Source organism: Phyllobacterium chamaecytisi, from assembly GCF_020164455.1.
GTDB lineage: Bacteria > Pseudomonadota > Alphaproteobacteria > Rhizobiales > Rhizobiaceae > Phyllobacterium > Phyllobacterium chamaecytisi.
The window spans coordinates 317,792-330,972 of the sequence record NZ_JAIQWW010000001.1 but is presented as its reverse complement, the minus strand read 5'-3'; the positions used below and the strand labels follow the sequence as shown (position 1 = coordinate 330,972).

Genomic DNA, 13,181 nt, shown 5'->3' with positions numbered 1-13,181 from the left:
CGACGATTAATTGACGTTGCGTCGCTCATCTGTAAGGATTTCACTCGGCACACCGGAGACCTTGCATGGCACTATGGTTGGATATACTTCGCGAGAAAAACGAACTTGCGGGGCAGCTGAGCGAAAAGATACCGAGGTTCCTCGCCTATGAAGGTCTGACGCTGGATCAGGCAACACGGCTGCACTTTTTTCTGGAAAATCACGCGGAAGAAATGCGCAGGTTGGCAAGGGAGATCGGTGCGGTCGACCTTGTCGATGCGCTGCATGAAGCTGCCGATGCGCTCGACAGGATATTCTCGGACCTTGCTGCCGCGGCCGAGCTCAAGGTTGCGGAGCTTCGCCAGAAGGAAGTGCACGCCAAGGCGCCGCACGCCCCGAAACTCGCGTATAACTGATTTGCGCCGGTAGTTACCCGCCGAATTGGCAGCGGTTGACGATCTGCCCCGCCGAAAACTTCGCTGCGCGGCGCCAGGATTCGTCTGTATCACCGCGGTAGGTGATCAATTCCCCGCAAATCGCGCGCTGGTCGTCGACATTGAGCACAGAATATTTGACCCAACCAATCAATGTGCTGGTCTTTTCGACGGCACCGATAACGACAAAACGTGCGCCCGCCTGCTTGGCCTGCCGTGTAAGCGGTTCGAAACCAGGATCCGCTGCCGTACATTGCGACGCCTCGCAAGGCAGCGTCACGAGTTTGAGTTTGCCGCTGGCAGCCAACTGATCGCGCAGAAAATCAGAGAGCGCCTTCAGCCTGCGCTTGTGCGTGTCGCTCTGATCGACCGGTTCACCGGAAGTGTCGAGAAAGTCAAAATTTGCCACTGCAACCGGCACTGTGGATTCGGCTCGCGCCGGCGCAATAGCGACGACCATGGCACCGAACACCATTGCCGCAAATGAGGCATGGACTGTCATTTCATCATCCTTTTTGGTGCCCAGAGCAAAGGATAGTTGAAACTGTAACGATGTCCAATCTGACGGCACATGACTGCCGACAACTTCCCTTGCCCCTTGACATCCCACGTTCACATTGAATTGATAGGGGACGGCTCAGCGTCAAGAGGAGCATTCATGCACGACGATGAAGAAGACGACAACATCATGCATTACACCACGCCAATGTGGTGCCATTTGCTCATCTTCGGCTTTGCTGTCTCGATCGCCGTCGGTATCTGCCAACTCTGCTCATAACGTTCTGCCAGCGGGTAAATGAACGAGCCCCGGCCCTCATAAAACTTGAGGGGACAAGGCTGAGCCGGGCCTCGACGCCCGCAAGGGCACGGCTGAAACTGTAAAGTCTTAAAGTCGTCTAGCGATGTTTGCGCTGTGTCTGAAACGCCAGGATCAGGACGACAGCGACGGCGAGCAGAATAGAAAGATCACGCATAACCGTAACCTCCAAATGCGAATGGACCGCGCGTCGAACCCGCGCAGGCCATTTTGTCCGATGATCATTTCCGGCCGGTTCAACTGAAGTCCAGCCAGCAACGAGCCCCCTTGCGGAGACGATCGCAGAATAGCCGGAACGACATATGAAATCGATTGGAGCTTTGGTCCGGAAATATCAAAATCTTATAAAGGGACCTGTGTTCTTGCTGGCGAAATAGCAGATTTACCTGTTACCCCACAGCAACCGGAGAAGCGTGGCGTTTTCCCTCGTGATACTCGCTCCACGCCTGTCGGAGGATTTGCACCGAAGATGTAAGGAAGATACCTGCCATGAGTGCTGCAACCGCCAGGTCAGGCCATGCGGTCGATGTGCCCCACACTCCAAAAGCCGCAGCCATAACCACAACGTTGCCGATCGCGTCATTGCGAGAGCAGAGCCAGACAGATCGAACATTCGCGTCGCCATCTTTGTAAGGCCGCAGCAGGAGAACGGAGCCAAGGTTAGCAGCCAGCGCCAAGAAACCGATCACACCCATCACCTCGGCGCTCGGTAGTCCGAGGACAAAGACTTGATAGACGGTCGAACCAAAGACCCAGACAGCCATGACAGAAAGCGAGAGACCCTTGAACAGGGCGGCTGTCGCTCGGGTGCGCAGGCTTGCCCCGATCACGGCGAGGCTCAATCCGTAGGTGACGGTGTCCGCCAGGAAGTCCAAAGCATCCGCCTTCAACGCCTGCGAACCCGCCAGCTGACCAGCTACCATCTCCGTCAGGAACATCGCTCCGTTGATGGCGATCACAGTCCAGAGTATCCGTTTGTAGCGCGGGTCTACGCCGTCAAAGATTGGCACTCCACCGGAACAGCAAGTGTCTTCAACCTTGTGGAGAGCGGCTGCCTTGTCCGCTGGAAAGACCAACGTCGCTGGTGCGCAAGAAGTGCTCGTTTCGTGGTTACAGCAATGTTCAGCCATGCAGTGCCTCCTTTAATGTTGGCACCCTAGTCCCTATAGTGACTAGAGGTTCAAGAGGTTTTTTTCATGGATTTTTCGATTGGCGAACTCGCGCGGCGCACACAGGTAAAGGTGCCAACCATACGTTACTATGAACAGATTGGCCTTTTGGCACCCCCACCTCGCACGGAAGGGCAGCAAAGGCGCTACGACAAGAAGAGTATAGCGCGACTTGCCTTCATCAGGCATGCGCGTGAGCTCGGCTTCAACATCGAGGCAATCCGTGCGCTTCTCTCGCTGCAGGACAATCCGGATCAATCTTGCAGCGTTGCCGACAGGATCGCATCGGCGCGCCTCGCTGAAGTCGAGGAACGCATTGCCAGCCTCAGCGCCCTGCGAACGGAATTGCAACGGATGCTCAAGGAATGCGCCTGTGGCCGGGTGGCTGAATGCCGCGTGATCGAGACTTTGGCGGATAGCACCCATCGGCATGGCCGCTTGGCTGAGAACTGATCGCATGGCGATTATCCGCAATGACAGACGGAGCAAGACCTCTAGCCCGTGCTACGGAAACATCTATAGAGGTGAGCCATGTTGACGATTCTCGTTTATGCTGGCGCCACCGTCGCGGAAATCGCCGGTTGCTTCTCCTTCTGGGCGTGGCTCAGGCTCGACAAGTCGGCGCTTTGGATCATACCCGGCATGGCCTCACTGGCGCTATTTGCGTACCTGCTTACTTTCGTTGATACCACCGCGGCGGGACGCGCTTATGCGGCTTATGGCGGGGTTTACATCGTCGCGTCGATCTTGTGGCTGTGGCTCGTCGAAAACAGCAAGCCTGATCGATGGGACGTGACAGGGGCAGTCATCTGCCTCGTGGGTGCCGCCGTTATTCTGCTTCCGACGAGAGCCTAGCCCGTAAGGCGCATCGAGGAGCTGCCCGACCGCTTGTGGCGCGAAGCGGACATTGGCGCCTCCACGATGCAGAAGGCAGCGAAGGGTGGCGCAGATCTACGGACGTCCCGGGGGTTGATCCCGCGGAAACTTGTCGTCATGGACGACTGCTACGGCTTGGTCGAGGTTGTTTCTCACCTCGAAACCGATCCAGTGACCGTCCATCAGATGTGTTTGCCTCGCACAGGCAAGGAAATATTTTCCGGCCTGCAGAGAAACAAAGTTGAGTTGTCTTCGCTCTGTGCTTCGAAGGTCAAGCTCCTCGAGGATAATGACTCTCCCGTCAAGACTGGAGGCTCAAATGGTACCCTTTCAAAAATCGTTCGCTGCAGGAAAACCGTCGTCCCCTCTTGCTTTGACAAGTCCCTCGCGGAGGTGATCCACGTCGGATTGCTGAGCATAGTGCAATGTGGCGAGGAAGGATTCGACGGCGAATTCGGGGAGGAGCGTTCTGACCTCCTTCATATGAGCCGTAGCCGCGATCTCATCGCCGAGCCAGCCGTAACATGCCGCGACGAATGCGTGCTGGATCTCATCCAGGACGGACAGGTGCATGAATGCTTCGATAGCTTCGCCATACTGATGCGCAGCGAAGTGTGCTTTTCCAAGATGACTCCAAAATCTTTCGGGGTGATGTGGATTCAGCCGCATTGCCTTGCGGATCCATTCGATTCCCTCTTCAGGCCGTCCCAGCCACGTCAACAGTTCCCCTTGCTGAACCACCACAAGGTCGTAGTTGGGATTGAGGGAAAGGGCACGCTCCTGGTGATAACGGGCCGTGGTCAGAGCGTTATTGTTCACACTCACCGCGGCCAGTATGCGATGCACGTCGGCATCGTTGTCATCCAGCGCCAAAGCCCGATCCAGCGCAGCAACGATTTCGCCCCAGACAGCATCCTTGTCTTCGCACCAGCTGTGGACCCAGGCCTGGCCGAGAATACACGCCCGCCAAGCATGGGCATGGGCATAACCCGGGTCGAGCTCAACTGCCCGGTCTATCAGGGACTGAGCCTGCGTATTGTCGGCAACTGTGCCCCTGTGATGCAGCACCTTGGCGGCGAGCGCGCACTCGTATGCGGCCATGTTTGCAGGTTTCGTCCGCCCTAGCTGGTCGCGCTGGGCGGCTTCAACGCGCCCGGGCAAGGTTGCTGCTATCGCAGCTGTTATTTCATCCTGGATCGCAAATATATCGTCCAGCCTACGGTCGTATTTATCCGCCCAGATATGGGCAGCATTGGCTGCGTCGATGAGCTGGACCGTTACGCGCACCCTATCGCCGATCTTCCGGACGCTTCCCTCCACCACGTATTGAGCCCCGAGTTTCTCTGCGACTTCGCGCACATTCACGGCTCGGTTCTTGTAAACGAAACTGGAGTTGCGTGAGATGACGAATAGTTCGTGGCGGCGCGACAATTCCGTAAGGATGTCTTCGGTAAGACCGTCCGCGAAAAACTCTTGATCGGGGTCACCGCTCATATTGTTGAAGGGCAGGACCACTATCGAGGGTTTGGAGATAGACCGCTTCGCATCGAAGTCCCCCGGCTGAGCGGGCAAGGCAGAATTCTCAAGTCCGATACGAAACAGACGAACGGGACGGCTTATATTTTTAAGCGTCTTCTCACCCAGATCCTCGATGGAGACTTCGAGACGATCGGCGATTTGTGTTGCCACGGCGCCGGTGACGCAAATACCGCCTACATCGGCAAGTTGTTCAATTCGAGAAGCAATATTCACACCGTCGCCGAAAATGTCGCCGTCTTCGAAAATGATATCGCCAAGATTGATGCCGATCCTAAATTCGATCCGCCGATCCTGCGGCACGTCCGAATTGCGCCGCTGCATGCGCTGCTGGATTTCCACGGCGCACTTCACTGCATCCGTCACGCTCTGGAACTCCACGAGCATGCCGTCGCCCGTTGTCTTGATGATCCGGCCCTTGTTCTTCGCGATGGCAGGATCGATCAATTCTATCCGGTGCGTTTTGAGGCGGGCGATCGTGCCTGCCTCGTCGGCCTCCATTAGCCGGCTATAGCCTGCCATATCGGCTGCCAGGACTGCGGCTAGTCTCTGTTCCATTGTTTTACCAACATATTGATAACAGTTGTGCCTCCTTCCATCATATGGATTTTATAGCACCCACATGAAATCGCCTATCGATTTTAGCGCGTCCTCTTCTGAAAGAAGCCAGGTACCGCACCGTCGAGTAGAACAGACGCGCAATTTTCGGCGATCGAGTACGCCCACAATTCAGCACCGATCTGAATCAATTTCGGCGAAATAGATCGTTCCGACCATCGCGGCATGAGCGCACCATTTTCCGTGGAACGAAAGTCTGGCGTAGGCGTACGGCGGACAATTATTAAAGGTCCAGTCTTTTGGCGCAAAGCGGTCATTCTGGATCCTCGACGCTTGCTTGATATCGACATCAAGCAAGCGAGGCCTTTCCATCCTGCGCTAGTGGTCACAGAGGCCGGCTTAACCCCCGTCGTCCCATCGGCATTCTACGTGCGGGCTGACTGCGCGGCGATCCATTTGGCGATGACCTGCTGGATAGCGGAGATGAAGAGCGCCGTGGTGATCCCGAACATCATCAGACCGTTGGCAGCCTGAAGCGGCCCAAGCAGCCGCATTCGGCCTTGCAGCAAAACGTCACCATAACCGAGCGAAGTGAAGGTCACGCCCGAGAAATACATCGCCGTTTCAAAGTCCGCAAATGCGCCGAGCAGTCTGTACAGCGATGCCCAAAACGCAACCTGGATGATGTTGCCGATCATTAGCAGTAGCATCAGAATCGAGAATTGAAGGAAAATCCCGCGCAGCGGCTTTGGGCCCAGTGGTTGCCGGGAGGCCTTGGCGAAGTAGCGGGCGGCGAACACCGATGCCAGCACCTGGAGCGCAAGGCACGCCAACATGGCGAGCAAGCCGAGAGCAATAACCGCGATCATGGCGGCGCATCTTCAATCGGCGGCCCGCCCTCAACGGGGTCGTACCTCAACCACTCCATAAGCAGGACGTATCCAACGGCCAGGAGAACTGGGCCCACAAACAGGCCAAGAAGCCCGTCGGCGATCATGCCGCCAATCACACCAATGAGAATGATCGGCATCGGAACTTCAAGTCCGCGGCCGAGCATCAGTGGCTTGAGGAGGTTGTCGCTGAGGCCGGCAATAACGGTCCAGATTGAAAAGATGATCGCCGGCGTGGTCGCTTCCGTCGCAAGAACATAGGCGATGACAGGTAGTGTTACCAGCAACGCCGGCACCTGCACGATTGCAAACAACAGCACCACGAGCGTCAAGATGCCAGCTGACGAAAGACCTATGGCGAAAAAGCCTATGCCGATCAGCAGCGACTGGATGACAGCTACGCCAACGACGCCGACTGCCACACCCCGGATCGTAGCGGCGGTCATCGCAACCAGCCGGGGGCCCTGCGCCTTGCTGCCGGTGATGCGTTCCAACAGGCGACTGGCGAATTCGGTGGCGCCTTCACCATAGGCGATGAGTACGGCAGCGACTGCGAACGATAGTACGAACGACAGCTGACCGGCGGCCAAACCGCCCGCGAACGACGCCAGCCATGATGCAACTCCACCGAGCATTTTGCCGTACTTGGCGAGCGCCGCAGGCATGTTTGTCTCGACGAGCACCCATGTCTCCGTCAGTTTCTGGCCAACAACCGGCAGGTCGGCAAGCCATAGCGGCGGCGGCGGCACCGTCAGGCTGCTGTCCTGCAAGCCTGAGACGAACTCCAGGGTGGAAGACCCGAGCGACGTCACTACCATGACCAGTGGGACCAGCATCAGCGCAACGCTGACGAGCCCGATCAACGTCGCCGACCAGCGATTGCCGACCCGGGCGACCAGGCGTTGGTGTAGCGGATAGAGCATGACCGCGAGGATCACCGACCAGAGCAGGATGCCGGTAAACGGCAATATGATGCGGCTACAGGCAAAGATCAGTAAGCCCACGAGTCCGATCTGAAGCACTGAATCGAGCATTCTCAAGAGCGACGGCGCGCGCTCAGGGATTGTGACGTTCGGCTGCATTTTGCTGCCCCCTTCCCAGCCAATCTGGATTTCCCAGGTAGCTTGGTACTTTGTGTAATTATTTACCTGTTTTGGTCTTCCCGCAAGACAGATGCAAAAGTGTTCGATGGGTGCGCGCCTCTCCGGCCATTCGACAAGCGCGATGTCGCATCGGCTTGCTTGCGATGGCGGCCGCTTAGGACTAAATTGCCTTCCAACGCGACGGCCGCGTGATCCTAGGGGGAAACGTCATGGCGTCGGATGCAACTGGGGCCCCTCGTGATGATGCTCCAAATACTATGGGCGCGCCTCTGAAAGAGAAAAACCCGCAGCGCACGGTCGCAATTACCGTGCTTCTGGTGGCTTCGCTTCTGTTCGTCGTGACAGTTTTCATGGAGCGGCGCACGCCTTCTTCCTCGCAGGCGACCGTCAGTGCCTATGTCGTTGGCGTAGCGCCCGAGGTTACCGGGCGGGTTATTGAAGTTGGCGTGACTGACAATAGTGCCGTGACGCCCGGCCAGATGCTGTTTCGGCTGGATCCGGAACAGTACCGGATTGCCGTGGCAGAGGCGGAAGCACGCCTGGCAGGGGTAGGTCAGACGATCGGCGCTTCGACGGCGGCAGTCGATGTCGCCCAGGCCAAGGTGGTGGAGTCGAAGGCAGTCCGGGTCAATGTCCAGGATCAAGCCACCCGCGCCGTGGAACTTGTCAAGCGTGGTATCTACGCCCAGGCGAAACATGATGAGGCCGCGGCGGCGCTGGATCAGGCAGATGCCGGCGTGGATGCAGCCGAAGCCGACCTGGCGCGGGCTCGGGAGGAGCTTGGGCCCGCAGGAAAGGACAATCCGCAATTGCAGGAGGCGCTCGCGGCGCTTGAAAAAGCCCAACTTGATCTGCTGCGTACGACGGTCTTGGCGCCGGCGGAAGGCGTCGTCACCAATCTCCAGCTTTCCGTCGGAGGTATGCTCAGCGCTGGCGAGAGTGCGATGACCTTCATCGATACCGGCACGATCTGGATCACGGCCGCATTCAAGGAAAACAGCCTCGAGATGGTTGCCGCGGGCGACCGTGCGGAGGTGCTTTTCGATGTTCTCCCGGGTCAGATTTTCGCCGCCGCAGTTGAAGGCATCGGGATGGGGGTGGCTCAAGGGAGTGTCGACCCGGCGACAGGCCTGCCGAAGATTTCCACAGACACTGGATGGGTGAGAACACCGCAGAGCTTTCCCATCCGCCTGGTTCTCGACGAAGGGCGGCCCAAGGGCGTACGCTACGGTTCGCAGGCGAATGTGGTGATCTATACCGGAGACCATCCAATCACCAATGCCCTCGGCAGCATCTGGATCCGGATCCTTTCGGTCCTGACCTATGTCAGCTGATACGCTTCTTTTGCACGAGGCGGACCACGTTAATGTAAAGCGCAAGGGTCTGCGCATAGCGCTTGCCGTTGCAGTCGGCTTTTCCTGGTCGGTTTATTCGGGGGCTATCATCCCCTTCCTTGGGCCATTGTTTGCGGCACAGTTTCTGATCTCCAGTTCCCGCCCCATGCCGTTGCAAAAGGCGTTGGCGGTCACAGTGCTGATCCTTGTCACCGGAGCGTTTCTGCAATTCCTGACGGTTCTGACCGGCGACAGGCCGCCTGTTTTGTTGCTGTTGCTCGGACTGATTTATTTCGGATGTTTCTACCAGCAGGCCAATGGCAAGGGCGGCCCCACAATCTTTCTTGTGCTGGTCATTGCGGTTATGGTGCCACTCCTCACAATTCTGAACGAAGACCTCGGCGACACCATTCTTATGATCCTGGTTCAGGGTGTGGTAACCGGAATGCTTTTGATGTGGGCGGCCTACGTTTTTATACCAGACAGAGGTGGCCCGGCTCTTCAGGCCGCGACGAAAACGACGTATCCGCGTGCGGCACGCTACGCTGCAGCCAACACCGCCATACTGCTGATCGCGGTGGTTGCCTGTCTGACCCGCGAAGGACTGGCCACGGCGATCGTCATTCCGATAACAGTGGTGTCACTGCTTTCACAATTCGACGTTGCAGCCAGCACACGCGCCGCCTTGGGGCTCGTGATAACCAATATAACCGGAGGCGTAGCTGCGTCCGTCGCATTCGGGCTGCTTCAGTTACGGCCGTCCCTCATTTTCCTCTTTCTATTGGTACTGCTGGCCGGGTTGGTATTTGGCGGTCGTGCTGCCATGCATGCGCCGTCCGCCAAACTTTACGCGGGTGCTTTAACGATCTTCCTCCTCGTTTTCGGAACAGGTGTGTCACCGCTTCCGGGGTCCGCCGCCGAGTCCTTTTCCACCCGGGTGACCTACATACTGGTGGCCATAGCCTATGCGATCTTCATGACAACGTTGCTTTGGCCTCGGCAGGAGCGCAGTCTTGATTGAACGCTTGTCGGCTGACGCCCCGATCGATCACCACCTTGGCGAATCGCAGAGGCTGACCACCCGGCGGACATCATCGCGATCAGCGTTAGAGTGCAGCGTCTCGCGCGAACTAACTAACCCCGAGTCAACGCGAATGACCGCTCGTGGCGCGAAGCGGACATGCCCTCACAATCCGGAAGGAAGGGTAGCGCAGATCTACGGACGTCCCGGGGGTTGATCCCGCGGAAACTTGTCGTCATGGACGACCGCTACGGCTTGGTCGAGGTTGTTTCTCACCTCGAAACCGATCCAGTGACCGTCCATCAGATGTGTTTGCCTGGCACAGGCAAGGAAATATTTTCCGGCCTGCAGAGCAACAAAGTTGAGTTGTCTTCGCTCATTGTATTTGATTCCCTCTGGCGGATCGGTATGCGCACCCCAGATCGCATCCTTGGCCGTCAGCTTCACCGGCATTTCTGACTGAGCATAGACCCTGGTCACCATCAGGCTATGTGGGAAAGACAAGGAGCCATTGATGAACGTGATCTCTACCGACCAATCCACCGGGACGATAATCGTAAGATTGCCGCCCCAGTATCCGTTGAAGTCTATAATGTCGGTCCGGATGTTGTCCCTGCGATACCGTTCGACCTGATTCCAATCGGCAACGATCTCTATCGCCACGGTTTTGGCTGCGGGTACGTTCTTGATCCAGCTCGGGACGAAAGGCTCCGCCGCCAGTGCAATTCCAGGCAACAGTCCCAAAACGATGAAGGCAAGAAAGGCAATATGGGCACGGCACTCCATTGCAGAGCTCCTCCCGAGCGCTGTGTAGGCCAATCCTTGATGAACGAAAATACTCCCAAATGAAGCGTCACACCAGCAAACGCATGATGGGTAACACGTCGGAAGATTCTAACGCAGAGTTAGAAGCCAGCCGTCCTCGGATTGGCCTTACGCCCTAAGTTCAAAGAGTTCCGTCTGTCCGGTTCGTCCCTTGACGCTGACAACCTCGATCGGGACGAGATTAAACATTTTGCCAACCGCATCGCGGACTGCGCCGCTGACGAGGATCGACGTTCCATACTGCCGGTTGAGCCCCTCGAGACGCGAGGCGATGTTCACAGTGTCTCCAATGGGCGTGTATTGCCGACGTGTCTCTGCACCCACGCTGCCTACCACAGCCGGTCCGGTGTGCAGGCCAAAGCGCGTGATGAGCTCGGGCCGACCGTCCGCACAATTGGCGGCATTCATCGCATCGATCGCAGCCTTCATCGCCAAGGCGCAGTGACAAGCATGTTCGACATGCCGATCATCGAGAACGGGAGCGTTCCACATCGCCAGAACGGAGTCGCCTATATACTGCACGATCGTCCCGCCGTGACGTTCGATAATCTCGTTGAGTGCTTCAAAATAGCTTGAGAGCAGAGCGACGACTTCTTCCGGTGAGCGCTGCTCGGAAATGGTGGTGAAGTCTTGTATGTCGGTGAAGAGGACCGTGATGTCTTGCCGTGCTGCCGAGCCGACAGCCGATTGACCTGCAATGACGATCCTGCGCACAAGCTCCCGCGGCACGTAAAGCGAGAACGTCTTGATGGCCGTGCGTGCCGAACTCAGTGCTTTTGCCAGCGCATTGACCTCGGATATGAAGGAATGTGCGGTACGGCTTTCACCGAATTCGAGTTCACCTATGTGCCTTGCTTCGTCGGCGAGCGCATAGAGTGATCTACTGATCAGCCGGGATATGATGAGCGCCGCCAACACGCCTGTGGCAAGGAAAGCCGCGGCGATCGCCAGGTTGCGCTTCAGCGTGCGCTCGACGGACGCCACAAGTTCATCGAGTGGTGCCGATATCACCACCGTATAACCGCCGACCAGCCCGGAGATGTCCTCGCTGAAGAACTGCGCCAGGTATTCGCGCCCCATGACGGGAAACTGGACCACATCGCCAGTCGCGGGACCCCCGTCCGAGGCGAGTAAAGTTGCGATTGCCGGAATGGCAGGATCGGCTTTTGCAAGGTCGGCAACCGAAAGCTCCCGTCCCCGGCGAAGCTGCCCGCGGATTTCATTCATGACAGTCTTGTCGGAGTGGACGAGCACGCGACCTTTCCGGTCAAAAACATAGCCACGTGCCTCATTCGAGAGTGCGCTGACATCGACGATCTCGCCGAGGGTAAGCAGCAGCACGTCCGCTCCGATCACGACGCGATTGCCTTCCCCCGTGGGCATCGCGAGCGTTATCGTCATGGAGTTGGTGGCCGCCGAGACATAGGGTCCGACCGAGACTGCCTTGCCGTTATCGACAGCTGTGACATACCATGGCCGAATACGCGGGTCGAACATGTCATCGCGATCCGCGCGTCGATAGAGCGGGCGCGCATCCTTGTCGTAAAACGTCCAGGTCGTATTGGGCGCTCCGCCAACCTGTGTGATCACGCGGACGGCAAATGCAGTCTCCCCGGAGGTGTCCAGGTTGGTGCGCCATTCCGGATTTGCGGTCACGTCGACAGCCTGCACGAAGCTACCGTCGGGATAGCCTGCATAGACGCTGTCGATACGGAAAGTCGACTGCAGGACTTTGAGCAGGAAGTCGTGCTTTGCCTTCAGATCTTGTGGCGGTGCGGTAAGCATCTCCGGAACGACAGAGGCCGTCACCACTCCAGCATAACCGCTGTTGAAGACATTGCGGTAATCCTCGATCGCGCGAAGCCCGAGTTGGCCCATCTCGGCTTTGCCAGCGGACAACGCCGTAAACTTGCCCTGCGCGTAAGTCATCCATATGAGCGGTAGTGAAATGCAGGCCAACAGCCCCAGGATTACGACACTCAGATGCAGCCGTAACGGCACATCCCACGCCGAAAGGGCACCCTTCTTCTTGTTACCCCTAATCTGCATCACGTAACGCCCCCCGGCCTGAGCACGGAACGCCTCTGCGGTATCAATCAGCAAGTGGGGCGAGAGCCGGGCGAGAAGGTAAATACCATTGCCGGCCGAAAAAGAACATCGCCCGACCACCCATCCGTCGCGCAAGCAAAGTGAAGCCAAACGCTTGATACAATGGATCAACTGTCATGATCGATCCAAGCAACCGAAATTGCCCCGATGAGGTGAACCGGCGCACCAAAATCACGTATTGGCGGTTTCTGCGGTTACTATTGAATGTCGCAAGCGGATCGCGTCACCCGTCCCTTGTCCTCGAGAGGGCCTGGGAGGGATCACGGTCCCGACCCGTATCTTGACCTGGAGCTTTGGAGACCAGATGGGAGTCCGCAATTGGCGCGGAGCGGACATTATTGAATGTCCGCAGGTGGCCCTTGGCGGATCTCCCTCGGCATGCACGAGGTTATCACCATTTAGCGGAAAGCGGCCGCAGCCGAAGCCTTCTGAGATGGCTCATCTGCGCCACTGGCGGTTACTGATTTGATTCCCCAACAAGTTTCGCGTCAATTGAATCATTACCATTTGCATCGATATCCGCTCTCAGC

General features: G+C 57.5%; 12 protein-coding genes. 5 read left to right on the top strand and 7 right to left on the bottom strand.

All coding sequences use genetic code 11. The features are described 5' to 3' along the window. The first annotated feature begins 65 nt into the window (after window positions 1-65). Window positions 66-395, top strand: coding sequence for a hypothetical protein (locus tag LB462_RS01530; RefSeq protein ID WP_224505653.1), 330 nt, complete (start codon window positions 66-68; stop codon window positions 393-395). A gap of 13 nt (window positions 396-408) precedes the next feature. Here the strand turns inward: LB462_RS01530 and LB462_RS01525 are convergent, their stop codons facing one another. Together LB462_RS01525 and LB462_RS01520 are read right to left on the bottom strand one after the other, a co-directional pair. Then, the gene (locus tag LB462_RS01525; RefSeq protein ID WP_224505652.1) at window positions 409-915 is read right to left on the bottom strand and encodes a DUF2380 domain-containing protein; all 507 of its coding nucleotides are present in this window, start codon (window positions 913-915) and stop codon (window positions 409-411) included. A gap of 704 nt (window positions 916-1,619) precedes the next feature. Continuing rightward, window positions 1,620-2,360 carry a cation efflux transmembrane domain-containing protein gene (locus tag LB462_RS01520; RefSeq protein WP_224505651.1) on the bottom strand — a complete coding sequence of 247 codons (741 nt, stop codon included), beginning with the start codon at window positions 2,358-2,360 and terminating at the stop codon, window positions 1,620-1,622. Window positions 2,361-2,426: 66 nt separating this feature from the next. Between LB462_RS01520 and LB462_RS01515 the strand changes: the two genes are divergently transcribed. Further along, window positions 2,427-2,852 carry a MerR family transcriptional regulator gene (locus LB462_RS01515; RefSeq protein ID WP_224505650.1) on the top strand — a complete coding sequence of 142 codons (426 nt, stop codon included), beginning with the start codon at window positions 2,427-2,429 and terminating at the stop codon, window positions 2,850-2,852. Window positions 2,853-2,930: 78 nt separating this feature from the next. Next, complete coding sequence (locus tag LB462_RS01510; RefSeq protein WP_224505649.1) at window positions 2,931-3,254, top strand: YnfA family protein; 324 nt, start codon at window positions 2,931-2,933, stop codon at window positions 3,252-3,254. 351 nt (window positions 3,255-3,605) lie between these two features. On the opposite strand, the gene LB462_RS01505 is transcribed toward LB462_RS01510, so the two are convergent. The 3 genes from LB462_RS01505 to LB462_RS01495 form a co-directional block, all read right to left on the bottom strand. Beyond that, on the bottom strand, window positions 3,606-5,369 hold the full coding sequence (locus LB462_RS01505; RefSeq protein WP_224505648.1) for an adenylate/guanylate cyclase domain-containing protein: 1,764 nt from the start codon (window positions 5,367-5,369) through the stop codon (window positions 3,606-3,608). A gap of 425 nt (window positions 5,370-5,794) precedes the next feature. Beyond that, window positions 5,795-6,238, bottom strand: coding sequence for a potassium channel family protein (locus LB462_RS01500; RefSeq protein WP_224505647.1), 444 nt, complete (start codon window positions 6,236-6,238; stop codon window positions 5,795-5,797). Next, a complete protein-coding gene (locus LB462_RS01495) occupies window positions 6,235-7,341 on the bottom strand; it encodes an AI-2E family transporter (protein ID WP_224505646.1) in 1,107 nt (368 codons plus the stop codon). Before LB462_RS01495 ends, LB462_RS01500 begins: the two co-directional genes overlap by 4 nt. Window positions 7,342-7,571: 230 nt before the next feature. Between LB462_RS01495 and LB462_RS01490 the strand changes: the two genes are divergently transcribed. Together LB462_RS01490 and LB462_RS01485 are read left to right on the top strand one after the other, a co-directional pair. After that, complete coding sequence (locus tag LB462_RS01490; RefSeq protein ID WP_370637022.1) at window positions 7,572-8,696, top strand: HlyD family secretion protein; 1,125 nt, start codon at window positions 7,572-7,574, stop codon at window positions 8,694-8,696. After that, window positions 8,686-9,717: a hypothetical protein gene (locus LB462_RS01485; RefSeq protein WP_224505645.1), complete on the top strand. Its 1,032-nt coding sequence runs from the start codon at window positions 8,686-8,688 to the stop codon at window positions 9,715-9,717. The genes LB462_RS01490 and LB462_RS01485 overlap by 11 nt, the downstream gene beginning before the upstream one ends. A gap of 195 nt (window positions 9,718-9,912) precedes the next feature. On the opposite strand, the gene LB462_RS01480 is transcribed toward LB462_RS01485, so the two are convergent. Together LB462_RS01480 and LB462_RS01475 are read right to left on the bottom strand one after the other, a co-directional pair. Then, complete coding sequence (locus LB462_RS01480) at window positions 9,913-10,503, bottom strand: sulfocyanin-like copper-binding protein (RefSeq protein WP_224505644.1); 591 nt, start codon at window positions 10,501-10,503, stop codon at window positions 9,913-9,915. A gap of 147 nt (window positions 10,504-10,650) precedes the next feature. Then, window positions 10,651-12,591: an adenylate/guanylate cyclase domain-containing protein gene (locus LB462_RS01475; RefSeq protein ID WP_224506024.1), complete on the bottom strand. Its 1,941-nt coding sequence runs from the start codon at window positions 12,589-12,591 to the stop codon at window positions 10,651-10,653. Window positions 12,592-13,181 lie beyond the last annotated feature (590 nt).

What these genes read in the sequence shown, in the direction of transcription:
- LB462_RS01530 (WP_224505653.1), top strand. Translation starts at nt 66, where the DNA reads ATGGCACTATGGTTGGATATACTTCGCGAGAAAAACGAACTTGCGGGG.
- LB462_RS01525 (WP_224505652.1), bottom strand. Translation starts at nt 915, where the DNA reads ATGACAGTCCATGCCTCATTTGCGGCAATGGTGTTCGGTGCCATGGTC.
- LB462_RS01520 (WP_224505651.1), bottom strand. Translation starts at nt 2,360, where the DNA reads ATGGCTGAACATTGCTGTAACCACGAAACGAGCACTTCTTGCGCACCA.
- LB462_RS01515 (WP_224505650.1), top strand. Translation starts at nt 2,427, where the DNA reads ATGGATTTTTCGATTGGCGAACTCGCGCGGCGCACACAGGTAAAGGTG.
- LB462_RS01510 (WP_224505649.1), top strand. Translation starts at nt 2,931, where the DNA reads ATGTTGACGATTCTCGTTTATGCTGGCGCCACCGTCGCGGAAATCGCC.
- LB462_RS01505 (WP_224505648.1), bottom strand. Translation starts at nt 5,369, where the DNA reads ATGGAACAGAGACTAGCCGCAGTCCTGGCAGCCGATATGGCAGGCTAT.
- LB462_RS01500 (WP_224505647.1), bottom strand. Translation starts at nt 6,238, where the DNA reads ATGATCGCGGTTATTGCTCTCGGCTTGCTCGCCATGTTGGCGTGCCTT.
- LB462_RS01495 (WP_224505646.1), bottom strand. Translation starts at nt 7,341, where the DNA reads ATGCAGCCGAACGTCACAATCCCTGAGCGCGCGCCGTCGCTCTTGAGA.
- LB462_RS01490 (WP_370637022.1), top strand. Translation starts at nt 7,572, where the DNA reads ATGGCGTCGGATGCAACTGGGGCCCCTCGTGATGATGCTCCAAATACT.
- LB462_RS01485 (WP_224505645.1), top strand. Translation starts at nt 8,686, where the DNA reads ATGTCAGCTGATACGCTTCTTTTGCACGAGGCGGACCACGTTAATGTA.
- LB462_RS01480 (WP_224505644.1), bottom strand. Translation starts at nt 10,503, where the DNA reads ATGGAGTGCCGTGCCCATATTGCCTTTCTTGCCTTCATCGTTTTGGGA.
- LB462_RS01475 (WP_224506024.1), bottom strand. Translation starts at nt 12,591, where the DNA reads ATGCAGATTAGGGGTAACAAGAAGAAGGGTGCCCTTTCGGCGTGGGAT.